At 51.0% G+C, this 23,705-nt stretch carries 24 protein-coding genes; 11 read left to right on the top strand and 13 right to left on the bottom strand.

All coding sequences use genetic code 11. The features are described 5' to 3' along the window. The first annotated feature begins 148 nt into the window (after positions 1–148). Genes BZK40_RS16985 through BZK40_RS16970 form a run of 4 tightly spaced genes read left to right on the top strand, consistent with a single transcriptional unit; the run spans position 149 to position 4,120 of the window. Positions 149–1,102: a 2-keto-3-deoxygluconate permease 1 gene (locus BZK40_RS16985; protein WP_008786218.1), complete on the top strand. Its 954-nt coding sequence runs from the start codon at positions 149–151 to the stop codon at positions 1,100–1,102. Beyond that, on the top strand, positions 1,099–2,370 hold the full coding sequence (gene dtnK / locus BZK40_RS16980; RefSeq protein WP_079934989.1) for a D-threonate kinase: 1,272 nt from the start codon (positions 1,099–1,101) through the stop codon (positions 2,368–2,370). The genes BZK40_RS16985 and dtnK overlap by 4 nt, the downstream gene beginning before the upstream one ends. Beyond that, positions 2,360–3,343, top strand: coding sequence for a D-threonate 4-phosphate dehydrogenase (locus tag BZK40_RS16975; protein ID WP_079934988.1), 984 nt, complete (start codon positions 2,360–2,362; stop codon positions 3,341–3,343). The genes dtnK and BZK40_RS16975 overlap by 11 nt, the downstream gene beginning before the upstream one ends. Before the next feature lie 9 nt (positions 3,344–3,352). Further along, a complete protein-coding gene (locus tag BZK40_RS16970; protein WP_008786221.1) occupies positions 3,353–4,120 on the top strand; it encodes a DeoR/GlpR family DNA-binding transcription regulator in 768 nt (255 codons plus the stop codon). A gap of 30 nt (positions 4,121–4,150) precedes the next feature. Here BZK40_RS16970 and BZK40_RS16965 read toward each other — a convergent pair whose 3' ends face one another. Further along, positions 4,151–4,498: a YacC family pilotin-like protein gene (locus tag BZK40_RS16965; protein ID WP_032941691.1), complete on the bottom strand. Its 348-nt coding sequence runs from the start codon at positions 4,496–4,498 to the stop codon at positions 4,151–4,153. Positions 4,499–4,651: 153 nt separating this feature from the next. Between BZK40_RS16965 and cueO the strand changes: the two genes are divergently transcribed. The 3 genes from cueO (at position 4,652) to hpt (ending at position 8,895) form a co-directional block, all read left to right on the top strand. After that, entirely contained in the window at positions 4,652–6,268 is a 1,617-nt protein-coding gene (gene cueO / locus BZK40_RS16960; RefSeq protein WP_079934987.1) for a multicopper oxidase CueO, read from the top strand. 183 nt (positions 6,269–6,451) lie between these two features. Continuing rightward, positions 6,452–8,107, top strand: coding sequence for a methyl-accepting chemotaxis citrate transducer (gene tcp / locus BZK40_RS16955; protein WP_048236121.1), 1,656 nt, complete (start codon positions 6,452–6,454; stop codon positions 8,105–8,107). Positions 8,108–8,358: 251 nt separating this feature from the next. Continuing rightward, the gene (hpt, locus tag BZK40_RS16950; protein WP_003018658.1) at positions 8,359–8,895 is read left to right on the top strand and encodes a hypoxanthine phosphoribosyltransferase; all 537 of its coding nucleotides are present in this window, start codon (positions 8,359–8,361) and stop codon (positions 8,893–8,895) included. A gap of 70 nt (positions 8,896–8,965) precedes the next feature. Here hpt and can read toward each other — a convergent pair whose 3' ends face one another. Beyond that, positions 8,966–9,628 carry a carbonate dehydratase gene (can, locus tag BZK40_RS16945; RefSeq protein ID WP_008786227.1) on the bottom strand — a complete coding sequence of 221 codons (663 nt, stop codon included), beginning with the start codon at positions 9,626–9,628 and terminating at the stop codon, positions 8,966–8,968. Between the two features lie 108 nt (positions 9,629–9,736). On the opposite strand from can, the gene BZK40_RS16940 reads away from it, so the two are divergent. The 4 genes from BZK40_RS16940 (at position 9,737) to BZK40_RS16925 (ending at position 13,265) form a co-directional block, all read left to right on the top strand. Beyond that, positions 9,737–10,663: an ABC transporter ATP-binding protein gene (locus BZK40_RS16940; protein WP_003829469.1), complete on the top strand. Its 927-nt coding sequence runs from the start codon at positions 9,737–9,739 to the stop codon at positions 10,661–10,663. Then, the gene (locus BZK40_RS16935; protein WP_003829467.1) at positions 10,660–11,430 is read left to right on the top strand and encodes an ABC transporter permease; all 771 of its coding nucleotides are present in this window, start codon (positions 10,660–10,662) and stop codon (positions 11,428–11,430) included. Before BZK40_RS16940 ends, BZK40_RS16935 begins: the two co-directional genes overlap by 4 nt. A 103-nt stretch (positions 11,431–11,533) precedes the next feature. After that, positions 11,534–11,974 carry a PTS sugar transporter subunit IIA gene (locus tag BZK40_RS16930; protein ID WP_032942385.1) on the top strand — a complete coding sequence of 147 codons (441 nt, stop codon included), beginning with the start codon at positions 11,534–11,536 and terminating at the stop codon, positions 11,972–11,974. Positions 11,975–12,035: 61 nt separating this feature from the next. After that, positions 12,036–13,265 carry a polysaccharide deacetylase family protein gene (locus tag BZK40_RS16925; RefSeq protein WP_020996224.1) on the top strand — a complete coding sequence of 410 codons (1,230 nt, stop codon included), beginning with the start codon at positions 12,036–12,038 and terminating at the stop codon, positions 13,263–13,265. Positions 13,266–13,271: 6 nt separating this feature from the next. On the opposite strand, the gene panD is transcribed toward BZK40_RS16925, so the two are convergent. The 11 genes from panD to folK all read right to left on the bottom strand — a co-directional run bounded on the left by panD (position 13,272) and on the right by folK (position 23,657). After that, the gene (panD, locus tag BZK40_RS16920) at positions 13,272–13,652 is read right to left on the bottom strand and encodes an aspartate 1-decarboxylase (RefSeq protein WP_000621526.1); all 381 of its coding nucleotides are present in this window, start codon (positions 13,650–13,652) and stop codon (positions 13,272–13,274) included. A 95-nt stretch (positions 13,653–13,747) separates the two neighbouring features. After that, positions 13,748–14,602 carry a pantoate--beta-alanine ligase gene (gene panC, locus BZK40_RS16910; RefSeq protein WP_008786233.1) on the bottom strand — a complete coding sequence of 285 codons (855 nt, stop codon included), beginning with the start codon at positions 14,600–14,602 and terminating at the stop codon, positions 13,748–13,750. 78 nt (positions 14,603–14,680) lie between these two features. Further along, positions 14,681–15,475, bottom strand: coding sequence for a 3-methyl-2-oxobutanoate hydroxymethyltransferase (gene panB, locus BZK40_RS16905; RefSeq protein ID WP_008786234.1), 795 nt, complete (start codon positions 15,473–15,475; stop codon positions 14,681–14,683). Between the two features lie 116 nt (positions 15,476–15,591). After that, positions 15,592–16,812, bottom strand: coding sequence for a fimbrial protein (locus BZK40_RS16900; RefSeq protein ID WP_079934986.1), 1,221 nt, complete (start codon positions 16,810–16,812; stop codon positions 15,592–15,594). A 33-nt stretch (positions 16,813–16,845) separates the two neighbouring features. Next, positions 16,846–17,430, bottom strand: a complete 585-nt coding sequence (locus BZK40_RS16895) for a fimbrial-like protein (protein ID WP_079934985.1) — start codon at positions 17,428–17,430, stop codon at positions 16,846–16,848. 11 nt (positions 17,431–17,441) lie between these two features. Then, entirely contained in the window at positions 17,442–18,062 is a 621-nt protein-coding gene (locus tag BZK40_RS16890) for a fimbrial protein (protein ID WP_079934984.1), read from the bottom strand. A 14-nt stretch (positions 18,063–18,076) separates the two neighbouring features. Then, positions 18,077–18,643 carry a fimbrial protein gene (locus tag BZK40_RS16885; RefSeq protein WP_048236114.1) on the bottom strand — a complete coding sequence of 189 codons (567 nt, stop codon included), beginning with the start codon at positions 18,641–18,643 and terminating at the stop codon, positions 18,077–18,079. Further along, positions 18,630–21,239, bottom strand: coding sequence for an outer membrane usher protein (locus BZK40_RS16880; protein ID WP_079935009.1), 2,610 nt, complete (start codon positions 21,237–21,239; stop codon positions 18,630–18,632). Before BZK40_RS16880 ends, BZK40_RS16885 begins: the two co-directional genes overlap by 14 nt. Before the next feature lie 59 nt (positions 21,240–21,298). After that, complete coding sequence (locus BZK40_RS16875) at positions 21,299–22,033, bottom strand: fimbrial chaperone (RefSeq protein ID WP_008786240.1); 735 nt, start codon at positions 22,031–22,033, stop codon at positions 21,299–21,301. Positions 22,034–22,211: 178 nt separating this feature from the next. Continuing rightward, positions 22,212–22,805, bottom strand: a complete 594-nt coding sequence (locus BZK40_RS16870) for a fimbrial protein (protein ID WP_071446612.1) — start codon at positions 22,803–22,805, stop codon at positions 22,212–22,214. 360 nt (positions 22,806–23,165) lie between these two features. Next, on the bottom strand, positions 23,166–23,657 hold the full coding sequence (gene folK, locus BZK40_RS16865; protein WP_008786242.1) for a 2-amino-4-hydroxy-6-hydroxymethyldihydropteridine diphosphokinase: 492 nt from the start codon (positions 23,655–23,657) through the stop codon (positions 23,166–23,168). Positions 23,658–23,705: the final 48 nt, after the last annotated feature.

The raw sequence follows: 23,705 nt of genomic DNA, 5'->3' as shown, positions 1-23,705 counted from the left end.
CAAACCCGGCTTTTTTTTCATCCGAATGATTATTTGATTTTTATTAATCATTTAAAAACTGTGATCTGCCGCGTTTGTGATCTGATTTTGATTGAATATAATCGCTGTGATTTTATTTAATCACAACATAACAACAGGCGGGAAGACCATGAACATCAAGAAGGCAATAGAACGCGTACCCGGCGGCATGATGGTTGTGCCGTTGGTTATCGGTGCCATTATCAACACTTTTGCCCCGCAGGCGTTGCAGATCGGTGGATTCACCACGGCTTTATTTAAAAATGGCGCGGCTCCCTTGATTGGCGCGTTCCTGCTCTGTATGGGGGCGGGAATTAGCGTAAAGGCGGCGCCGCAAGCTTTGCTACAAGGCGGCACGATTACGCTGACCAAGTTACTGGTCGCGATTGCAATTGGTCTCGGGGTTGAACACCTGTTTGGCGCGGAGGGCATCTTTGGCTTAAGCGGTGTTGCCATTATTGCGGCAATGAGTAACTCCAATGGCGGGCTTTACGCGGCGCTGGTTGGCGAGTTTGGCAATGAACGTGATGTCGGTGCGATCTCCATTTTGTCTCTGAATGACGGGCCTTTCTTTACCATGATCGCGCTGGGCGCGGCGGGTATGGCAAATATTCCTATCATGGCGCTGGTGGCGGTTCTTGTTCCGCTGGTGGTTGGCATGATCCTCGGTAACCTCGACGCCAATATGCGTGACTTCCTGACCAAAGGCGGTCCACTGCTCATTCCTTTCTTTGCATTTGCACTTGGAGCCGGTATTAACCTGGAAATGCTGCTGCAAGGCGGTCTGGCGGGCATTCTGCTGGGTGTGCTGACCACCTTTGTGGGCGGCTTCTTTAACATTCGTGCCGATCGTCTGGTTGGCGGGAGTGGTATTGCTGGTGCTGCGGCATCCAGTACGGCGGGGAACGCCGTCGCGACGCCACTGGCTATAGCACAGGCCGATCCCTCGCTGGCAGAGGTTGCCGCTGCGGCAGCGCCGCTGATCGCTGCGTCAGTCATTACAACCGCCATTCTGACGCCAATTCTTACGTCGTGGGTCGCGAAAAGGCAGTCTCGTCAGGCCGTGCAGGAGAAGAAAGCATGAAAATGATCGTTATCGCCGATGACTTTACGGGCTCTAACGATACCGGCGTACAGCTGGCGAAAAAAGGGGCGCGTACCGAAGTAATGCTGACCCCAGCGCAGAAACCGTCGCGCCGCGCCGATGTTCTGGTCATCAATACGGAAAGCCGGGCGATGCCGGCAACGCAGGCCGCCGCGGCTGTACAACAAGCGTTAGCGCCATGGTGTGAGGGCGAAGCAATACCGCTGGTATACAAAAAAATAGACTCGACATTTCGTGGCAATGTGGGGGCTGAAGTCACTGCAGCCATGCGTACAGCCGGTCGGACGCTGGCCGTGATTGCGGCGGCAATTCCTGCTGCCGGGCGCACCACGCAGGATGGCTTGTGCCTGGTCCATGGTGTGCCGCTGCTGGAAACGGAATTCGCCAGCGATCCAAAAACGCCTATTCACTCTTCGCGTATTGCTGAACTGGTCGCGCTGCAAAGCGATGTCCCTGTACATGAGGTGTCGCTGGTGGATGTGCGTCGGGGAAGTTTGAGTGCGCTGCTGAGCGCTTTTGCAAAAGCCGGCGAATGTATGGTGGTGGTGGATGCTGTGGAAGAGCGAGATCTCGCGCTCATTGCGCAGGCGGTTTGTGAGCAAAAACAGATGCCGCTGCTCGTAGGGGCGGCAGGGCTTGCCAATGCGCTACCGGCCGCAACGTTTATGCAAGAAAAGCAGGAATTACCGGTGTTGGTTGTGGCTGGCTCAATGAGTGAGGCAACGCGACGTCAGGTGGAAAAAGCAGTGTGTCAGGGTCGGGCAAAAGTCGTTGATATCGATGCCGCGCGGTTGGTTGCATCGTCATTTGCACCGGAAATGGACTCTGTTATTGAACAGGCTTGCGCGCAACTGAGCCAGCAGCAGCACACGATCTTACGCACCAGTCGATGTGCAGAAGACCGGGACATGATCGACACGCTGTGTTTCAACGTGGGGATGAGTCGCCAGCAGTTGGGAGAACTGCTGAGTCAGCGTCTAGGGGAGATAACGCTGCGCATTATTGAACAAGCACGTATCGGCGGATTGTTCCTGACCGGAGGCGATATTGCCACGGCGGTCGCCAGTGCGTTGGGTGCAGAAGGGTATCGCATCCACAGTGAGGTCGCCCCGTGTATTCCGTGCGGAACGTTTGTGAATAGCGAGATTGACGACTTGCCGGTTATTACCAAAGCGGGTGGATTCGGTTCTGATACGACCCTTTGCGATGCGCTGTATTTTATTGAGGAGATGTACCGTGGTAACTAAAACAATTGCGATTACGATGGGAGACCCGGCGGGGATTGGTCCGGAAATTATTGTTAAAGCGCTACGCGAAGATGAACTTAATGGTGCGCCGCTGGTGGTGGTTGGGTGCCTAAAAACGCTGCAGCGGTTACAGGCTCAGGGGCTGGCTGACGGAGTAACATTTCGCGCTATTGAACAGGTCGCCGATGCCAGATTCACGCCAGATACGATTCATGTGATTGATGAACCGCTGGCGAAACCTGACGAACTGCTCCCAGGTACAGTGCAGGCGCAGGCGGGCGATCTGGCCTATCGCTGTGTGAAGCGGGCGACTGAACTGGCGATGAAGGGGGATGTACATGCCATCGCGACCGCGCCGTTGAACAAAGAAGCGCTGCATCTCGGCGGACACAATTATCCTGGACATACCGAACTGCTGGCAACGCTAACCGAAAGCCGCGACTATGCGATGGTGCTGTACACCGATAAGCTGAAAGTTATCCATGTTTCGACGCATATCGCTCTGCGCAAATTCCTTGATACGCTCAATGGGCAACGTGTCGAAACGGTGATTGGTATCGCGGATACCTTCCTGAAGCGCGTAGGCTTTGCACACCCGCGTATTGCCGTTGCGGGGGTGAATCCACATGCCGGAGAGAATGGCCTGTTTGGCGATGAGGAAATTCGTATTGTCGGACCCGCGATTGAGAATATGAGAGCGAAGGGGATGGATGTTTACGGTCCGTGCCCGCCGGATACCGTGTTTTTACAGGCTTATGAAGGTCAGTATGACATGGTGGTGGCGATGTACCACGATCAGGGGCATATCCCGCTGAAATTGCTGGGTTTCTATGATGGTGTAAATATCACAGCAGGTTTACCGTTTATTCGTACCTCTGCCGATCACGGTACGGCATTTGATATCGCCTGGACGGGAAAAGCAAAATCTGAGAGCATGGCCGTATCGATCAAACTGGCAATGCAACTGGCGTAATTTACTGTTATGAAAGGGCAACACCGTCTGGATAAGATTGTGGCGTATTTGAAAAATCATACGCTGGTTACCGTGGAACAGTTGGTTGACGCGGTTGACGCCTCTCCAGCAACGATCAGGCGCGATCTCATCAAGCTGGATGAACAGGGTGTGATCAGCCGCAGCCACGGCGGTGTTGCGTTACGACGCTTTGAAGCTGCGCAGCCAACCACAAACGAAAAGCAACTGCGATCGCCTGCTGAGAAACGGGCGATTGCGCGTTTTGCCGCCTCAATGGTGCGTGCGGGTGATGCCGTGGTGCTTGATGCCGGTACCACAATGCTGGAGCTGGCAAAATGTCTGACGCATTTGCCGCTGCGAGTGATTACCGTTGATCTGCATATTGCCCTGTTTTTGTCAGAATTCCGTCAGATAGAGGTGACGATCGTCGGTGGACGCATCGATGACAGCAGCCAGTCCTGTATTGGTGAGTTTGGCCGGAAAATGTTGCGCAGCGTCTATCCTGATATTGCTTTTATGAGCTGTAACACCTGGAGTATGGAAAAGGGTGTAACCACGCCAACGGAAGACAAAGCGGGATTAAAGCAGGAAATTATTGCGAATGCCCAACGGAAGGTATTGCTGGCGGATAGCAGTAAGTACGGCGCACATTCGTTATTTAACGTCGCGCCGCTTAGTTGCTTTACCGATGTTGTTACCGATGTGAATCTACCGCCAAACGCGCAGACTGAATTAAAAGCGCAATCCGTTGCCCTGACGCTGGTACAGCCAGAGTAACGGCAATCTCAACCCTGATTGCGCCGGAGATTATTTAACGTAGGCCAGCAGGCTCAGAGAGTCACGCGCCAGCGCTTTGCATTTCTTTGCTGTAGGGATGCCGATACCGCTGAGATCGCGGTAGCTGTCTTCACCCAGCGCTTTCATATTGAAGGTGTCGTAATTACTCAGGTCCCACTGGTTTTGCTGGGCAAAAAAGACCAGTGCGCGACGAATCTGCCCATTAGGCAAATTCTGGTATCCACAGTCATTTTTCAGAAAAACAAAAACTGCCGTTAAATCGGCCATATCTTCGGCTTCGGACTCGCTGAGCGCGTAGCTATTTGCGCATACGGCCATCAGGGTGCCGAACAAAACTGTTCTGAAAAACGTCTTCATTGCTTCTACCACTGCATCACGGAATTTAAACGTTAGCATACTGCGAGCGAAGCGACGACCTTTATTATTAGCCGTTCACTTGACCTTCCCGTAAGGGGAAGGCTTATGCTTAAAAGATAGCCTGCTTAAGCTGCTGAATATAAGGAAGTGATTATGCAACGTCGTGACTTTTTAAAGTACTCCGTGGCGCTGGGCGTCGCGTCAGCGTTACCTCTGTGGAGCCGGAGCGTATTTGCCGCAGACCGCCCTGCATTGCCCATTCCTGACCTGTTAACCGCGGATGCCTCAAACCGTATGCAATTGGTGGTGCAAGCCGGAAAATCGAGCTTTGCTGGTAAAACAGCGACGACCTGGGGATATAACGGCAATTTACTCGGACCTGCGGTCAAGCTGAACAAAGGGCAGTCGGTGACCGTGGATATCCATAACCAGCTTGCCGAAGAGACGACGTTGCACTGGCACGGTCTGGAAATCCCCGGTGAAGTCGACGGTGGGCCGCAAGGCATTATCCCGGCGGGCGGGAAACGTTCAGTGACCTTCACGCCGGATCAACGGGCGGCGACCTGCTGGTTCCACCCGCATCAGCATGGAAAGACCGGCCGTCAGGTAGCTATGGGACTGGCCGGACTGGTGCTGATTGAAGATGAAGAGATTCGCAAGCTGATGCTGCCTAAGCAGTGGGGCATTGATGATGTGCCGGTGATTATTCAGGACAAACAGTTTTCTGCTGATGGGCAGGTTGATTATCAACTGGACATCATGACCGCCGCCGTCGGCTGGTTTGGCGATACGCTGCTGGCCAACGGGGCGATTTATCCTCAGCATGCCGCACCGCGCGGCTGGCTGCGCTTGCGTCTGTTGAATGGTTGTAACGCACGCTCACTGAACATTGCGGCCAGCGACAATCGTCCTTTGTACGTCATTGCCAGCGACGGCGGACTGTTGGCGGAACCGGTAAAAGTGACCGAGCTTCCTATGCTGATGGGCGAGCGCTTTGAAGTGCTGGTGGATGTCAGTGACGGCAAAGCTTTTGATCTGGTCACTCTGCCAGTCAGCCAGATGGGGATGGCGATTGCGCCATTCGATAAGCCGCACCCGGTGATGCGCGTTCAACCGTTGCTGATTACCGCTTCCGGCACGCTGCCAGATTCGCTGACATCCATGCCATCGCTGCCGTCACTGGAAGGGCTGACGGTGCGCAAGCTGCAGCTGTCGATGGATCCGATGCTCGATATGATGGGCATGCAAATGCTGATGAAGAAATACGGCGGTCAGGCCATGGCGGGTATGGATCATGGGAAGATGATGGGCCATATGAATAATGACAATATGGGCCACGGCAATATGAATCATGGCAATATGAACCACGGTAAGATGGGGAATATGCAGCATGGCGACATGGGCAACATGAAGCATGGAACATTCGACTTCCATAATGCCAACCGGATTAATGGCCAGGCATTTGATATGAATAAACCGATGTTTGCCGCGGCGAAAGGTCAGCACGAACGCTGGGTGATTTCCGGCCAGGGCGACATGATGCTGCATCCGTTCCACATTCATGGTACGCAGTTCCGCATTCTGTCTGAGAATGGCAAAGCACCTGCCGCACACCGCGCGGGATGGAAGGACACTGTGCGGGTAGAAGGCGGCGTGAGCGAGGTGTTAGTGAAGTTTGACCACGACGCGCCAAAAGAGCATGCCTATATGGCGCATTGCCATCTGTTAGAGCATGAAGATACCGGGATGATGCTCGGCTTCACCGTCTAAAAAATTACGCTGTGCTTATCCGGCCTGCAGAAATCTCTCGTAGGCCGGATAAGACACAGTCTCTTTACAGCGTTTCACCGCACGACTCCCTCCTCCTGCAAATTCTGCTATTGCACATAAAGTAATCGCCTTTGAAGCCGATAATCATTGGGTACCCAATGTGAGTTCAATGGATGAAATACTATGATTAAAAATGTGCGTGTTATTACCGGCATTCTTCTGGTTCTCGCCATTTTCTGTTTGCTACAGGTCGTGACAGGAAGCTTTTTTTATTCTGCGGTAAACAATGATCGCCATAATTTCCAGAACTCAGGCACCCTGAATGCCCAACAGGAAAATCTGAGTGATAGCGTCAATACGCTGATTAAAACCCGAGTAACGGTAACCCGCGTAGCAATTCGTTTCTTAAAGAATCAACGCGATCCGGCCTCACTGGCGGCCATTGATACTTTGCTAAAGACGGCGAGTGAGTCGATGAAAAAGGCTGAGGGATACTTCGCGCATTATCAGTCATTGCCGCAGGTGTCGGGGCAGAATCCGCAAATTGCATCTGAAATGGAAAAACAGTATCGGCAGATGCACGACGTGATGGCGTTATCGATAGAGTATCTGCGCGCGAATAACTATCAGGCCTATGGCGATCTTGATGCTCAGAAGGCGCAGGATGAAATGGAAGCCAGCTATGACCAGTGGCGTAACGAAAACAACGCGTTGCTGCAGCACGCGGCGGCGGAAAATCAGCACAGCTTTACCCGCATGCAATGGACGTTAGGGGCAATTGTCGTCGCTGTGCTCATCGTTCTGGGCATGATCTGGAGTGGGTTGCAGCATATGCTGCTTAAACCCCTGGCGCAGATCATGGAGCATATCCGCATTATTACCCGTGGTGATCTGACCCATCAACTCGACGTCCAGGGACGTAATGAAATGGGACGTTTGGCGACGGGCTTAGATGAAATGCGACAGTCGCTGATTTCGACAGTCACGTCGGTGCGTAACAGCTCAGAAACGATTCATAGCGGCGCAACGGAAATCTCATCAGGTAACAACGATCTGTCTTCGCGTACTGAGCAGCAGGCTGCTTCACTTGAAGAGACAGCCGCCAGCATGGAACAGCTTACCGCGACCGTGAAGCAAAATACGGACAATGCGAAACAGGCGACTCAACTGGCTAAGAATGCGTCTGATACTGCCGCACGTGGTGGACGGGTTGTTGATACTGTCGTGCACACGATGAGTGAAATTGCCGGTAGTTCACAGCAAATTGCGCAGATCACCAGCGTCATCGACAGTATTGCTTTCCAGACCAATATCCTGGCGCTCAACGCGGCGGTTGAGGCTGCCAGAGCAGGAGAGCAGGGACGCGGATTTGCTGTTGTGGCGGGTGAAGTCCGTACCCTGGCAAGCCGTAGCGCTCAGGCAGCCAAAGAGATCAAAGCGTTGATTGATAACTCAACCCACAGCGTGGGGATGGGATCTCAGCAGGTGTCGGACGCGGGTAAAACGATGAAAGAGATTGTCGCAGCGGTCACCCGCGTGACGGACATCATGGGGGAAATCGCCTCAGCCTCGGAGGAACAGAGTCGGGGGATTGAGCAGGTGAGCCTCGCGGTCTCGCAGATGGACAGTGTCACACAACAAAACGCCGCGCTGGTAGAGGAGTCTGCTGCCGCCGCCGCTTCGTTGGAACAACAAGCTGAACAGTTACGTCTGGCCGTGGCGGCATTTCGCATCACTCGCGATGCCTCCAACAGTGAGCATCGAAAACCACCTAAGGATACTCCACGAGCGACCTCTGCGGGGAGTTCGCCACAAGACCCGCACTGGGAAACGTTTTAGCCACAGGCTGCCGTGCGCTCCTGGTTTTGATTAATAAGCGTACAAAAAACGACGCAAACGGGTTCTCCTGTGAACTATCAGAGGAACCCGCTCTCTTTACTGGTATACTTCATCAACTGAATTGTTTGTATGCTGTCGCAAGTTTTGTGGTTAGAGCGGGTCGCCGTCTGTCAGTCGGTGTATCAACGTAAGCGCTTTCTTTCGATCTGCATGATGTGTCAACTGATAAAAATCAGTGAGTTATAGGGTTTATGAAACATACTGTTGAAGTGATGATCCCGGAAGCGGAGATCAAAGCGCGTATTGCTGAACTGGGGCGCCAGATTAACGAACGTTACAAGGACAGCGGCAGCGATATGGTGCTGGTTGGTCTGTTACGTGGCTCATTTATGTTTATGGCGGATCTGTGCCGTGAAGTGCATGTCTCTCACGAAGTCGATTTCATGACGGCATCCAGCTACGGTAGCGGAATGTCTACCACGCGTGATGTTAAAATCCTGAAAGACCTGGATGAAGACATTCGTGGCAAGGACGTGCTGATTGTCGAAGACATCATCGACTCCGGCAATACGCTGTCCAAAGTGCGTGAAATTCTGAGCCTGCGCGAGCCGAAATCCCTGGCTATTTGTACGCTGCTGGACAAACCTTCTCGTCGTGAAGTGAATGTTCCGGTCGAGTTTATCGGCTTCTCAATTCCTGATGAGTTTGTGGTCGGTTACGGCATTGACTATGCCCAGCGTTATCGCCATCTGCCGTATGTTGGCAAAGTGGTGCTGCTGGACGAGTAACTGGCTGGAGCGCCTGATGGCGCAGGTTTGTAGGCCGGGTAAGGCGTCGCCGCCTCCCGGCAATGTCACATTATTTATGGTTACTGTGTTTCTGACTCAGGTTAGACAACCCCTGGCGATAGCGCTGTTCCAGCGTTTCGCGGCTGGTGGCGGTGACGTCGAGATCGCGCAGCAGGCCATCATGAATACCGTAAGCCCAGCCGTGAATGGTCACTTTCTGACCGCGCTTCCAGGCTGAACGCATAATGGTTGAGTGGCCCAGGTTATAGACCTGTTCCATGACATTCAGTTCGCACAGGGTGTCCATACGACGTTCCTGCGGCATTTCGCCCAGCAGTGAGCTGTGTTTGAACCAGATATCGCGGATGTGCAGTAACCAGTTATCAATCAGCCCCTGTTCTTTATTTTCAATCGCCGCCTGGACGCCGCCGCATCCATAGTGGCCGCATATAATAATATGTTCCACTTCCAGCACATCCACCGCATACTGAACCACTGAGAGACAGTTCAGGTCGGTGTGAATAACCAGATTGGCAACATTGCGGTGAACAAATAATTCGCCCGGTTCAAGACCGGTTAATCGTTCAGCGGGAACGCGGCTATCGGAACATCCAATCCATAGAAAACGCGGATTCTGGGCATGTGTCAGCGTTTCAAAAAATCCGGGATCTTCTTCTATCAGCATCTTTGACCATAGTGCATTGTTGCTGATGAGTGTATCTATGTCTTTCATGGAGTAGCACGACCCGAAGCCAGATAAATTCGATGGGCTAATATAGGGTAACTCCATCATTATTTAAACTATATATAAAATGTCAGAACGTAAGGTAAGTATAAAAACATGACCATTGCTCTGGAACTTCAACAACTTAAAAAAACTTACCCCGGTGGCGTTCAGGCGTTACGCGGGATAGATTTGCAAGTCGAAGCGGGTGATTTTTATGCGCTTTTGGGACCGAATGGCGCAGGAAAATCCACCACCATTGGAATAATCAGCTCGCTGGTGAATAAAACCTCCGGGCGGGTGAGTGTCTTCGGATACGATCTTGAAAAAGATACGGTTAACGCGAAACGCCAGCTTGGCCTAGTACCGCAGGAGTTTAACTTTAACCCGTTTGAAACCGTGCAGCAGATCGTGGTCAACCAGGCGGGTTACTACGGTGTTGAGCATAAAGAAGCGGTCAAACGCAGCGAACTATATTTAAAGCAGCTCGATTTATGGGAAAAACGTAACGAGCGCGCGCGCATGCTGTCTGGTGGGATGAAACGTCGTCTGATGATTGCCCGTGCGCTGATGCACGAGCCGAAATTACTCATTCTGGATGAACCAACGGCGGGCGTTGACATTGAGCTGCGTCGTTCAATGTGGGGCTTTTTAAAGGATTTAAACGACAAAGGCACCACCATTATTCTGACCACTCACTATCTCGAAGAAGCGGAAATGCTGTGTCGTAATATCGGCATTATTCAGCACGGCGAGCTGGTGGAAAACACCTCGATGAAGAGTCTGCTCTCCAAGCTGAAATCTGAGACCTTTATCCTCGATCTGGCACCAAAAAGTCCGCTGCCGAAACTGGAAGGTTATCAGTACCGACTGGTCGACACTTCCACGCTGGAAGTGGAGGTTCTGCGTGAACAAGGGGTCAACAGCGTCTTCTCTCAGCTGAGCGCGCAGGGCATTCAGGTATTGAGTATGCGTAACAAAGCGAACCGACTGGAAGAACTGTTTGTTTCTCTGGTGCATGAAAAACAAGGAGATCGCGCATGATGCAGCTTTACTGGGTTGCGCTGAAAAGCATCTGGGCGAAAGAGATCCACCGCTTTATGCGTATCTGGGTCCAGACTTTGGTGCCTCCCGTCATCACCATGACGCTCTATTTTATTATCTTTGGTAACCTGATCGGCTCGCGTATCGGCGAAATGCATGGCTTTAGCTACATGCAGTTTATTGTGCCGGGGCTGATTATGATGGCAGTGATCACCAACTCGTACGCCAACGTGGCCTCGTCGTTCTTTAGCGCCAAGTTTCAGCGCAATATTGAAGAGCTGCTGGTCGCCCCGGTGCCGACGCACGTGATTATTGCCGGTTTTGTCGGCGGCGGCGTGGCGCGTGGCCTGTGCGTAGGCATTCTGGTGACGGCTATTTCACTGTTCTTCGTGCCGTTCCAGGTGCATTCCTGGGTCTTTGTGGCGCTCACGCTGGTGTTAACGGCGGTACTGTTCTCGCTGGCCGGTTTGCTGAACGCAGTCTTTGCTAAAACCTTTGACGATATCAGCCTGATCCCAACTTTCGTGCTGACGCCGCTGACCTATCTGGGTGGCGTGTTCTATTCGTTAACGCTGCTGCCGCCGTTCTGGCAGGGACTGTCGCATCTGAACCCAATTGTCTACATGATTAGCGGCTTCCGCTACGGCTTCCTGGGTATTCATGATGTTCCGCTGGTCACCACGTTTGGCGTGCTGGTGGTGTTCATTGCGGCGTTTTACTTGCTGTGCTGGTACCTGATTCAGCGCGGACGCGGCCTGCGTAGCTAATTCTTTCTTCCTCTCCTGACTCGGGAGAGGAAGACTTTTGATGCTTATCACCATTACCGATTTATCACCCTGATAAACTACTTGCCTGCTAAGGAGGTAGGCAATGTTAGGTTGGGTAATTACCTGTCATGACGATAAGGCACAGGATATGCTGCATCGTCTGGAGAAAAAGTACGGTCCGTTGGAGCAATGTCAGGCGGTAAGTTTCTGGCGTGGGCTCAGCTCGAATATGTTAAGCCGCATGATGTGCCATGCCCTGCATGCTACAGATTCAGGTGAAGGGGTAGTATTCCTGACGGATATGGCCGGGGCTGCGCCATACCGTGTAGCCTCGTTAATGAGTCATAAACATCCCCAGTGCGAAGTGATTTCAGGTATCAGCTATCCATTGCTTGAGCGAATGATTTCGTCACGGGAATCGCTGAGCAGTTCTGCGTTTCGCGATTGCATCGTCGCGCTTGGCGGCCCCGAAGTCTCCAGCCTCTGGCATCAACAACAAAAAAATCCCCCCTTCGTGTTGAAGCATGATTTGTATGAGTATTAATCATTGGTATTGATGATGCTTTTGCTACAATAACCGAGGTTTCTCGCCTCGGTTAAATCATATGGTTATGCGCGTTCTGTTTGTTCTGTTGCTCCTGTTTTCTGGTGGCGTAGGTGCGGCCTTGCCCGCTCGCTATATGCAAACCACGGAAGATGCGGTGATCTGGGCGCATATTGGCAATAAGACGGAGACTGTCGGTAATTTACGCGCGGGACAGATTATTGCCGTTGAACCGGATGCAAAGGATTACTACACCTTCAACTTCGGTTTTGGCAAAGGCTACATCGACAAAGGGCACCTGGAACCTGTGCAGGGGCGTCAGCGTGTGGAAGACGGCCTGGGTGACTTAAATAAACCGTTGAGTAACCAGAACCTGATTACCTGGAAAGATACTCCGGTCTATAACGCGCCGGACGTAGGCAGTGCGCCGTTTGGTACGCTGGCTGAGAATCTACGTTACCCGGTGCTCAGTCGGCTGAAAGACAGACTGAATCAGACCTGGTATCAGATTCGCATCGGCGAGCGGCTGGCCTATATCAGCGCGCTGGATGCTCAGCAGGATAACGGTATCCCGATTCTGACTTACCATCATATTCTGCGCGATGAAGAGAACACGCGTTTTCGTCATACCTCCACCACCACATCAGTGCGCGCGTTCAGTAACCAGATGACCTGGCTGCGAGATATGGGCTATACCACGCTGACGATGTATCAGTTAGAAGACTACCTCAATAATCGCGCAAACCTTCCGGCGCGTTCGGTCGTTATTACGTTCGATGATGGCCTGAAGTCCGTTAGCCGCTATGCGCATCCCGTCCTCAAGCAGTATGGCTTTAAGGCGACGGCGTTTATCATTAGCTCACGTATCAAGCGCCACCCACAGAAGTGGGATCCGAAATCGCTGCAGTTTATGAGTATTTCCGAGCTGGAAGGGATTAAAGATGTTTTCGACTTCCAGTCGCACACCCATTTCTTGCATCGGGTGGATGGCCAGCGACGACCTATTTTACTCAGCCGTAACTATCACAATATTCTGTTTGATTTTGAACACTCCCGTCGGGCGCTCGGGCAGTTTAATCCGCATGTGCTCTATCTTTCCTACCCGTTTGGCGGCTATAACGCGACGGCGGTGAAAGCGGCGCATGATGCCGGTTTTCATTTGGCGGTGACGACGGTGAAAGGGAAGGTGAAGCCTGGCGATAACCCGATGTTGCTAAAGCGGCTGTATATCCTGCGGACGGATTCGCTGGAAACAATGTCGCGGCTGATAGTCAATCAGCCGCAGGGGTAAGGGCTGTCAGGCGACCTGTACCGGAATGGCTTTTGCAGTGCGTTTCATTTCGTTGTCGCCTTCAAAATAGGCCACTTTCGGACGCCATGTACGGGCTTCTTCGTCAGACATGGTGACGAAGCTGGCGATAATCACAATGTCGCCAACTTCAGCACAGTGCGCCGCTGCACCGTTCACCGAGATGATTCTGGAGCCGCGTTCAGCCGCAATGGCATAGGTTGAGAAACGTTTACCATTGGTCACGTTCCAGATATCAATAGCTTCGTTTTCCAGAATACCTGAGGCATCGAGGAAATCCTGGTCGATGGCGCAGGAGCCTTCGTAGTGCAGGTCCGCCTGCGTGACTTTTACGCGGTGGAGCTTGCCTTGCAGCATGGTGCGAATCATAACTTCTATACCCTGTCGTTTACCTTGGCTAAGCAGGCGCGACTGGCCTGCTTTGAGAAATCTTCAGGCAGTATTGCCCGATTTTTAACCCCTGTCTACTGGGCTAATGTAACGCTTTGATTATCGATCAGACGAGCCTGACCCAGCCATGCTGCGGCCAGAATCACCGCGCGTTTACTGGTTTCAGTCAACTCCAGCAGCGTGTCGGCATCACGAATCTGAATATCGTCGGCGCGGAAGCCTTTTTCATTCAGTTCTTGTTCGGCAATGGTAATAATTTCTTGCAGCTCACGATTACCCGCAATCAGCTTTTCAGCGATACCGTTCATCACGTTGTGCAGGCCTGGCGCAATTTTACGCTGTTCTGCCGTTAGATAACCGTTACGTGAGCTGAGGGCCAGACCGTCTTTGGCGCGAATAATCGGTACGCCAACGATCTCAATGTCATAACCCATGTCCGCTACCATTTTGCGGATCAGCGCCAGCTGTTGGAAATCTTTTTCACCAAAGCAGGCGATATCGGGTTGGATCAGGTTAAACAACTTGCTGACGATAGTGGAAACACCACGGAAGTGGCCTGGACGGCTGGCGCCTTCCAGCATGGTAGAGAGGCCGGGAACATCAACGAAAGTCTGGCCTTCCAGACCCTGAGGATAAATTTCTTCCACGGCCGGAGCAAAGACATAATCGACTTTACGCTTGTTCAGCTTTTCGCAATCTTCCTGCAGGGTACGCGGATAACGCACCAGATCGTCCGGTCGGTCAAACTGCATCGGGTTAACGAAAATGCTGACGAACACCACATCAGCCCGCGCTTTTGCTTCATCGACCAGTTTCATATGGCCGTCGTGCAGGTTGCCCATGGTGGGAACCAGTGCGACGCGTTTGCCTTCCTGACGCAGACGACGAATATGCTGGCGCAGCAGCGGCAGGGTTTCAATGATTAACACGACAAGACTCCTTGAGTTGCCTGAGGTACCGTAGGCCGGATAAGACGCGTAGCGTCGTCATCCGGCACGGTCAGAAAATTAGTGGAAGCTGTGCTCTTCGCCCGGATAAACGCCGGACTCCACTTCAGCCATATACTGCCGCACTGCGGCGCGCATGTCGCCTGCTTCATTGAGGAAATTCTTCGCAAATTTCGGAATATGGCCGCCGGTAATACCAAAGGCATCATGCATGACGAGGATTTGCCCGTCGGTGACGTTGCCGGCACCGATACCAATCACTGGGATCGACAGCGCTTCAGTGACGCGCTTCGCCAGCTCAACCGGCACGCACTCCAGCACCAGCAACTGAGCGCCAGCGGCTTCTAAGGCCAGCGCATCATCCAGCAGTACCTGCCCGGCGTCGCCGCGGCCCTGAATTTTATAGCCGCCAAAGATATTCACCGACTGGGGTGTTAATCCCAGATGGCCGCAAACCGGCACCGCGCGTTCGGTGAGCATTTTCACCGTATCCGTAAGCCAGGCGCCACCTTCGATTTTGACCATATTAGCGCCCGCGCGCATGACCACCGCAGCGTTTTCAAACGCCTGCTCCGGAGTGGCATAAGCCATAAACGGTAGGTCGGAGAGCAGCAGACAATTCGGTGCGCCGCGACGCACGGCTCGGGTGTGGTAAGCAATGTCTTCAACGGTGACGGGCAGGGTGGAGTCGTGCCCCTGTACCGTCATGCCCAGTGAATCACCGACCAGCATCACGTTGATGCCTTCATCGGCAAACAGCTTAGCGAAGCTGTAGTCGTAGGCGGTGATAGTCGCGAAGCGCTTTTTCTCTTGTTTGCATTTCTGCAACACAGCGATAGTGGTGGGTTTGCTCATAACCTCTCCGGCCATAATATTGATGAATATAATGGCCGCATTGTAGGGGAATGAAGCAGAAAAGCGTTAGCCCTTTGTGTGTATTCCCGGCAGCGAGAGCCGCCGGATTAACGCGCTTAGGGATAGTCAATAGTGAAGCTGCCTGTCGCTTTGAACTCGCCGGGTTTGATGGTGTTGCTACCGTCTTGTTTCAGCGTTGCTCTGAAATTCAGAATCTGATCGGGGTTACCGATATTGCTATAGGTATAGTCTTCCATATTCGTAAACTTATAAACGGAGCTGGAGTTGTTTGGCATGATCGTCATCCAGTCGCTGATGCTTGCTGGATTCTTCTCGCCGGCAACCGTCACGCCAATACCGCTGGCGGCACCAGATGTTAAAGTATTACCCAATAATGCGTTGTCACTGCTGCCTGTTATTGTTGATCCTAACTTCACTTCGACATTTTTAATGTAGGTACAGTTACTTAATTTTATTGAAAAGTCTTTTGTCACACCGTCGCCTTTCAGTTCTTCTGCGTTGCGACTGCCAAAAGGCACGGTAGATCCTGAAACACCTTCACCTGTAACGGCAGTGGCAGTACATGTTGGGTAGTGAATCGTTATTGAACCTGGACTGATGACGTAATCAAGGTAGTGGTTGCCACCACCGATACTGGTGTCTGAAAGCTTAAATCGGAAGTTGTAACCGGTACTTGTTGGAAAGGTAACGTTAACTGCTGATGTGGTTGGCTTAAATGTATCATCAGCATAAAGATGGAATTTAATCCACAGAACAATTCCCCCCATTTCAAAATAACCTTTCTTCCATGCGATTGAATCACAGAAAGTGGAGAAATCTGCATAAGAGGTACTAATGAAATTCAGATCAAAGGACTTATAATCCGTACCACCGCCGTTCCAGTCAACCCAAAATGAACTCCCTGGATAATAGGCGGTGCCAAAGTTAATCTTGGTAATTTCCATACCAAGATACAAACCCGTAGTATTTGTTTTCCATAATGGATTGCCGCTATTATTTTTAATACCCGCACTCTGAAAACCATGATAAAGATTTACACTATGAACATCGTGGTTATAGTTACAATTAAGCCCATGCTTGGGATCAAATTCTGTCGCATTAGAAACAGCAAGTTCGCGTAATCCTGATTCTGTATGGGCGGCAACTGAAGGGAGCAGGTTCCATGAGAATGGAGCTGAGTAGTCTTGTACATCTGCATATTCTGCACCTCCTTGATACGAGGTCGCTTGCCCAATATAGACAGACCAGGCATAAGCGTTGCTGGCTCCTAACCATAAAAATAGAGATGATATTAAAAGGACTATGTTTTTCTTCATGGCTAATTTCCCTATTAATGGTCGTTCCGAATTTTATTGGTAGGTGACATTGACAAGTACATGGCTACTTAATTCGCCGAGGGTAACCGTTTCGGTACTCAGGATTTTCTGCATCCGCGAATAAAAGGTCCATGTTGTATCGCTATAATCTGTAGCGGAAAATATCGCCCTTGACGAGCCGTCAGTATTCAACACATTTTGACGTGGTGAATCTGTGGTGAAAATCACTACTCCTACATTTGCCACACCGCCCGAGGTCTGAGTTAGATCATTCGCAAATACCTGCTGGTTCCCATTCGCAAACTGGCCGCTTTGGGGGGTAAAGTTAAAGGTAACATTAGTGATGGCTCCGTCACTGATTGGACAATTCAGAAGCTTAATTGAAAACTCTTGACCGCCTTCATAATCAGTTTCCGCAGTAATGCCGTCGGCAAAATAGGCGGGACCTACGGTTGCGAAATTTACCGTTCCACTGCCGTTAATCTCTAACTGGCAGGTATCCTTCTGCACGGTGGCGGTGAAATCCACGTTGGTGTCGGCATACAGCGGCGCGACAACCAGGGCTGTTGCCAGCCCCGGAATTAACGCGGAGAGTGTGAATCTACGCAAACGCATCATGGTAATTACCGTTACTGGTAAGTAATGGTGAAAACAGTATTGCTCAGAAAATCACCCGCAGTTATCTGAGAAAGGGTTGTTACTGGGTTGGATACCGGCACCAGACGCGCACTTAACGGATAATCGACAGGCGTGGTAGATGTCGCGGTTGAGAGGTCGATAGTTTGCTCGCTTGATGTAGGGTCGCCACAGTTGAACTGGATGCTATCTGTGCCAGCAGGTGTTGCTGTTGACCATATCTCCATACCGGTTTTACCTGCTTTGGTTGCTGACGTTGAGTTGTTGGCAAACTCAGGGTTCTTGGAATTTGAACCGGTGCACAAGGTGTTTGACGAAGCAATTCTCAGTTTTGCCGTTTTATCTTTTAACCCTGCGCAGTCGCTAAAGCGTAGGCTAAAGGATTTCGATTTGCTTTTTGCAAAAACTTCCGAGACATACACGTCGCCAAGACCAATCGTAGCGGTGGCGGTCTCACCGTCAAGCACCGATGCCGCACAGGTACCGGCGGTGATATTTGCCTCTACGGTTAAGTCCAACTGTGCAGTACCATCAGCCTGCGCCATGGTGGAAACGCCCGCCCCCATCGTTGCCAGTGCGCCAATCATTAACCCGCGCAAAAGTTGTTTTTTCATTATCATCGTCCCTGTTATTGATAAGTGAAGGTGAAGGTCGCTTTAGAGCTGAATGCACCGGTGGTACCTGCGCCATCCGTCAGTTCGCGAAGCGCCACTGTCATTTCGACGGCGTTGTTAGTACGTTCTTCAGGGGTCCAGGTGAAGGAACCAGAACCTGGCTTCATATAGGTTTCATCACTGACGCTTTTACGTTTAAATCCCATACCGATATTGGTGGCGGCACCTGAATCAGCGGATTCATTTTTAATGAAGTTACCGCTGGCGGAGGTCGAGGTTGCCAGTGCTGTGGTGATACTGGTCAATGAACCGGCACAATCGCTGGCGACGAACTTAAAGTTCTTCTGCGATTCAGCTGATTTCTTAATGATCTTATCCAGACCAACATCGCCCACCGTTAACTTATAGCCGTTGGTGGCATCGCCAGAAACCGATGAGCCATCCAGGGCCGCAATGGTCATGCTGCAGGTAGTGGCTAACACGGTGGCGGTGAAGTCGACGTTAAGTGTTTCCGCCTGACTGGTCAGCGGAAAGAGTACCGCGAGTACGGAGGCAGCTAAAAAGCGCTTATTCCTTTTCATTGGGGATTCCATTTGTATTGTGGTTAATGACACGACACGTAATGTTGTCTAACAGTAGGGTCTGGCTGGAGCCGACCGTTTGTTGCGTTGCTGGCAACAGGAAGGTTGCCGTACAGGTTGCGGGTTGGTTATTTTCAAACCAGCGCACCGTAAGTTCGCCGTTATCGCTAATACCGCGGACAAAAGCCTGGCCGCCCTGGCCCATATTGCCGATCTGTACATTGTTCTCATAAACTTCGGCGCCGAATGGGATCGTCTGGTGATCGCTGCGCGTCATGTTGAGAATGGCTGAACGTCCTTCATCGGTTTCGAAACTGGCGAAAACGACCGCGCCATCGCGTGGTACCAGTGTGGTACTGGTGCTCTTCAGCTCGACGTCGTTATCCATCGTATCGATGTCGAGATTGACCTGGTTTTCCCGGTAGGCCGTCAGTGAGTTCGTTGCGCCATAACCCCAGCGATCAATTGTGCTGCTTCCACCGTTAATCCGAGCGCCTTTAGCGCCAGGCGCTTTCACCAGCACAATGGCATCGCTGTTGCCAAAGTTGTCGTTGGTAAACGTTAAACCACCGCTGTGCAACACAAAACCGCCGTCAGTGGAGAGCGAATACTGACGATTACTGTCGTTATTCGCCGAGGCGGATGCTGAAAGATCTCCCCATGGGGACTGATAGCTGGTATATCCACCAATATCGGAGATGTTTTTCCCCTCTTTTTGCATGGTGTAGCCTGTATTCACGCTGTAGTTCAGCTTATTGTCTTCGCTGCTGCCGCTACTGTTCATGCTGAGCTGGTGCCCACCGTTAAAATCGGTACGCATCTGGGTGCTCAAGTTGCTGAATCCTGAGCGGCGACGTTCACCACCCAGCAGGTTCTCCAGCGGAATATTGAAGTTGATATAAAGCGAATCATCCTTATCGCCTTCTTCATCCCAGGTGCGCTGCAGGTTGATACTCATGCTGCCCCAGGAAAATCCTTTGCCATAACCCAGGCTGTAATCGCTGCGGCTCTCGTTGCTTGCCCAGTAGTCGGTCCAGGTGGCTGACAGATAAAATGAACCGTAATCAACCTCAGCGGACTGCAAAGGTTGGTTCATGCTGACGGTGACCTGATTCTTCATACGCGAGAAGTTATTCATGGTATTGCGTTCAGCGTCAGTACCTTTGAATTTGGCATCGTCGATTAGCTCTAGCGCGTCATTCAGGCCCAGGTAGTCTCGCGTCGAGTAGCGATAGGCCGCGACGTTGAACGACGTATCGGTCGCCTCAATCAGTTTGTTCCAGGTCAAGCGATAGCTTTGGCCTTGATAGGTATTGTCGTCAGGGATATCTGCGCGTGAATGGGTAACGTCAACCGCCAGTGCGCCAAAGGGCGTATTCAGACCCAGACCGAGGAGTCCAGCGAAATAGTCGTTGTCCGTTGCCTGAATTCCGGTGTAGGCCGTCAGAAAGTTGTTCAGACCGTAGTAGTATGAGCCCTGCGCCAGGTTTGGTTTGTCATGAAGTTCGTCGTTATTGACTTCCCCGACGCTCACGTCCCAGCGTCCGACGCCCGGGCGCTGCATCTGCATGACCGAAGAAAACGGCTGGGAGAAAGTACGTTTACTGCCATCAGCTTCTTCGATGGTGACGATCAGGTCGCTACCGTAGCCGGAAGGGCTGATATCGTTGATCTCGAAAGGTCCCGGCGGAACGGTCGCTTCATAAATCTTATAACTGCCCTGAGTCACGGTCACTTTGGCGTTAGTGTTGGCGACGCCGCGGATAATAGGCGCATAGTTAGCCAACTGTGAAGGCAGCATACGCGTGTCGCTATACAGACGTGCCCCGCGGATGTTCACCGAGTCAAAGGTTTCGCCAGTGGTATAGGCTTCGCCGACAATCAGCTGTGAGCGTAGTGCCGGGAGGTCGCGCTGCAGATAACGGTTCTGGTATTCGAAATTGCTGCCGCCGTCCTTCGCCCAGTTGTAGTTACCACTGGCACGAAGACGCCATGCACCGAGATTGATGCCCGTATTAAATGCAGCATACAAGCTATCGCTGTCAGTATCGTGGTTGGTGCTGTGGTAGCCGTTAAGGGTATAGGAAAACAGGGCTGCCGGGATGCCGCTTTCCCACAAGGAGGGTTCGACATAGCCAGAATAACCTTTAATGAGCCACGCCTGAGGAACGGAGATATCCAGGCGCTGCTCACCCATATCAAAGCTTACGTTTGACTGCTCGATAAGTGCAGGTAGGTTTAAGCAGTCATCCCCATCTTCATCGCCTTTTTTCAGAATAGCGTGTTCGTTGCCGATCTCAGGCTGCTTTATGTGCAGCTGTGCCAGATTCTTCGATGTCAGGCAGGCTTGTGCGCTATTTTTACCGACATCAACAAAGGGTAGGGTCAGGCTTGCTACTGATTTCTCGTTGACGAAAACTTTCACACTGTAGGTTCCCGCTGGCGTAGGGTTGCCGTCGGAATATTTACTGATATCGATACTAGCCGCGCTACTTCCCATTAAAAATGAGCTGTCGTACTCGACGCTTTCTGCGGCAAAACCGGGCTGGCTGTAAAGCAGTGCACAGCACATCGCCAGTAGCGTTTTTTTCGGCATCGATTCGGTATAAGGAAAGTTTTGCACCGTCTTTTGCATCCTGCGTTTTGATTAATCGATTACAGTGAAACAGAGCCTTCGATCATGCCGCCATAATCGTTAATGGCGTGGTAGTCCAGTTTGCCTGATACGGTATTTTGTAGACCTTTGACGTTAAAAGAGGCATTGCTCAAAGGCGCAACCATGGTGGCATCAACGGTATAGCGCTTCCCGCCAACCGTAACGACAGCATCATTAAATGAAACGTAGTAAGGTGTTGGGTTATTAACCTTTAGCGTCGTATGGCCTTGTTCATTCCCCATCTGCCACTTCAACTGTTTGGTGGCTTCTGCAGGTGAACCCTGTAAACCGGCAGGGCGGTAAAACAGTTTGATACGAGTGCGGAAAGCTAACTGCAGCAAACTTTTGTTTTCTTCTTTGTTGGCGTCTGCTTTTGGCGGTACTTCCAGCACGTTAAACCAGAACACGCTTTCACGGTCTTTTGGCAATGCTGTGGTTTGGGTAAACATTACTTTCACGGATTGACCGTGCTTGGGTTCTATACGTGAAACGGGAGGAGTGGAGACGAATGGGGCCTTAATACTGCCTGGATCGGCATTATCATTCCCGAGATCAATCCAGTTTTGCACCAGCAGCGGTCGGGTACCTTTATTTTCCAGGCGGATACTGACATCTTTTTTATTTTCATCATAAATGATGCGCGTGCCGGAAATGATAATATCGGCATGACTGGTATTACTCAATAAGCTTCCTGCTAGTACCAATGTGGTAAGCGTTTTCTTAAAATTCAACATGAGCATTCCTTGCCAGTGGATGATTTGGTGTTCTTAATTTAAGAAACGAGGTGCGATAGTAATCGTAATTCTCACCTCGTTATTACAAGCTGTGTTAATGACAAACGGTGTAATAATTCCGGTTAATGCTATTAACGCGCTTTTTTGTATACTTATTTCATCAGTAAAGCGTTAATGCTTACTGATAAGTAAAGGTATACATTGCGTTAGTGGTAACGTGACCTGGGGTTACGTCATCACTCAGTACTGCTTTCACATAGGAAGCTACAAAGTGGTAGGTAGCGATTTTGCTGGCATCGAAGGTGGCTTCGTGAACGTCTGCACCGTCAACTTTCATCAGCGTTTTGGTGTCTGCATCGTGAATCGCGATGTTTACGTTCTTCGCAGCAGCCATGCCGGCGGCAGTCAGGTTGGTGTCGTTATCCAGCGTGCCTTTGGTGTTACCAAAAGAAGAGACCATTGACAGACTGGCCTTAGTTCCGGTGGTCACTTCGGATGCATCTTTACAGTTCAGAACGATGGAGAAAGGTTCTGCTTTTGCGCCGTAAGTAGCATCAGCGACTTCAGTGGTGATATCCGCCGGGGTTGCGGTTTCCAGATAGATGTTGCCATCAGTGGATTCATCACCACGGCTGGTGGAAACGACTTTAGAACAGGTTGTAGCACTGACTAAACCGTGAAAATTAAGCTGACCGCCTTCTGCATCCGCTGCCATTGCCGAAGTTGAGCCCATTGCCATAACCATAGCTGCTGCCAAAATTGCTTTTTTCATTACTGTATCCTTACAGGATTTGAAATATTAGATAATTACTACTTTGCTATATTAAATAGCAGGGGCATATTCTAGCGGTTAGTAATGTTTTGTAAAATAACTTGGGCCTATGAGTTTTATAAAATCATTTTATTTTAAAATTATTGTAGGAGGGCTTTCTTTGTTTTTTGAAATATATTTTTATGGGATATAGGTTTGTGTGATAAAGCGCAAGGAACAAACAACTACTGGTCTTTAATAATAATTGTTTTGCATGGATGATGTCTGAGTAGTATGTGTTAATTAGATTTACTGAAAGGAAAATGTAGTTTAATTAATTTGAGTGAGGCTTTTCATAATTAATTTTATTATATAACGCGGTTACCATTGCGCCGGACGAGGAGTGGTTTGCTGGATGAAAAACGCAAGTGGTTGTTTATCGTCTGGAAAGATAAGATCCGGCGCGATTTCAGCGAGCGGCCACAGCATAAAACCACGGTTTTTCATGTCGTAGTGCGGTACGGTCAAACGTTCGGTGTTAATCACTTCATCGCCAAACAGCATAATGTCGAGGTCCAGCGTTCGTGGTCCCCAGCGTTCGGCTTTGCGCACCCGCCCCTGCTGTAACTCAATGCGTTGGGTGTGATTGAGTAATTCTTCCGGCGCGAGGGTGGTTTCCAGTGCGACGGCGGCGTTCAGGTAATCGGGTTGATCCTGTGGGCCTAATGGTGGCGTACGGTAAAATGAGGAGACAGCCACGATTCGGCTGTCAGGGATTTCCCCGATCGCTTTCACGGCAGCATTAACCTGCTCCAGAGGGGAGGCTAAATTACTGCCGAGGGCGATATATACCCGTCGTTTTTCAAGCTGCATCTGTGTCACCACCTTGATACGACTCGAAATTTGTTGGGTATACGTGAT

The organism is Citrobacter portucalensis (assembly GCF_002042885.1).
Taxonomy (GTDB): domain Bacteria; phylum Pseudomonadota; class Gammaproteobacteria; order Enterobacterales; family Enterobacteriaceae; genus Citrobacter; species Citrobacter portucalensis.
Note: the sequence above shows the minus strand (reverse complement) of the source record. Positions and strands in the feature narration are given on the sequence as shown.

Bases quoted from the DNA above. Each gene is read 5' to 3' on its own strand.
- panD (WP_000621526.1), bottom strand. From the start codon at position 13,652: ATGATTCGCACCATGCTGCAAGGCAAGCTCCACCGCGTAAAAGTCACG.
- tcp (WP_048236121.1), top strand. From the start codon at position 6,452: ATGATTAAAAATGTGCGTGTTATTACCGGCATTCTTCTGGTTCTCGCC.
- BZK40_RS16875 (WP_008786240.1), bottom strand. From the start codon at position 22,033: ATGTTGAATTTTAAGAAAACGCTTACCACATTGGTACTAGCAGGAAGC.
- BZK40_RS16885 (WP_048236114.1), bottom strand. From the start codon at position 18,643: ATGAAAAGGAATAAGCGCTTTTTAGCTGCCTCCGTACTCGCGGTACTC.
- hpt (WP_003018658.1), top strand. From the start codon at position 8,359: ATGAAACATACTGTTGAAGTGATGATCCCGGAAGCGGAGATCAAAGCG.
- cueO (WP_079934987.1), top strand. From the start codon at position 4,652: ATGCAACGTCGTGACTTTTTAAAGTACTCCGTGGCGCTGGGCGTCGCG.
- BZK40_RS16985 (WP_008786218.1), top strand. From the start codon at position 149: ATGAACATCAAGAAGGCAATAGAACGCGTACCCGGCGGCATGATGGTT.
- BZK40_RS16895 (WP_079934985.1), bottom strand. From the start codon at position 17,430: ATGATGCGTTTGCGTAGATTCACACTCTCCGCGTTAATTCCGGGGCTG.
- BZK40_RS16940 (WP_003829469.1), top strand. From the start codon at position 9,737: ATGACCATTGCTCTGGAACTTCAACAACTTAAAAAAACTTACCCCGGT.
- BZK40_RS16870 (WP_071446612.1), bottom strand. From the start codon at position 22,805: ATGAAAAAAGCAATTTTGGCAGCAGCTATGGTTATGGCAATGGGCTCA.
- dtnK (WP_079934989.1), top strand. From the start codon at position 1,099: ATGAAAATGATCGTTATCGCCGATGACTTTACGGGCTCTAACGATACC.
- BZK40_RS16965 (WP_032941691.1), bottom strand. From the start codon at position 4,498: ATGAAGACGTTTTTCAGAACAGTTTTGTTCGGCACCCTGATGGCCGTA.
- BZK40_RS16930 (WP_032942385.1), top strand. From the start codon at position 11,534: ATGTTAGGTTGGGTAATTACCTGTCATGACGATAAGGCACAGGATATG.
- BZK40_RS16890 (WP_079934984.1), bottom strand. From the start codon at position 18,062: ATGAAAAAACAACTTTTGCGCGGGTTAATGATTGGCGCACTGGCAACG.
- folK (WP_008786242.1), bottom strand. From the start codon at position 23,657: ATGCAGCTTGAAAAACGACGGGTATATATCGCCCTCGGCAGTAATTTA.
- BZK40_RS16900 (WP_079934986.1), bottom strand. From the start codon at position 16,812: ATGAAGAAAAACATAGTCCTTTTAATATCATCTCTATTTTTATGGTTA.
- BZK40_RS16880 (WP_079935009.1), bottom strand. From the start codon at position 21,239: ATGCCGAAAAAAACGCTACTGGCGATGTGCTGTGCACTGCTTTACAGC.
- BZK40_RS16970 (WP_008786221.1), top strand. From the start codon at position 3,353: ATGAAAGGGCAACACCGTCTGGATAAGATTGTGGCGTATTTGAAAAAT.
- panB (WP_008786234.1), bottom strand. From the start codon at position 15,475: ATGAGCAAACCCACCACTATCGCTGTGTTGCAGAAATGCAAACAAGAG.
- BZK40_RS16935 (WP_003829467.1), top strand. From the start codon at position 10,660: ATGATGCAGCTTTACTGGGTTGCGCTGAAAAGCATCTGGGCGAAAGAG.
- BZK40_RS16925 (WP_020996224.1), top strand. From the start codon at position 12,036: ATGGTTATGCGCGTTCTGTTTGTTCTGTTGCTCCTGTTTTCTGGTGGC.
- can (WP_008786227.1), bottom strand. From the start codon at position 9,628: ATGAAAGACATAGATACACTCATCAGCAACAATGCACTATGGTCAAAG.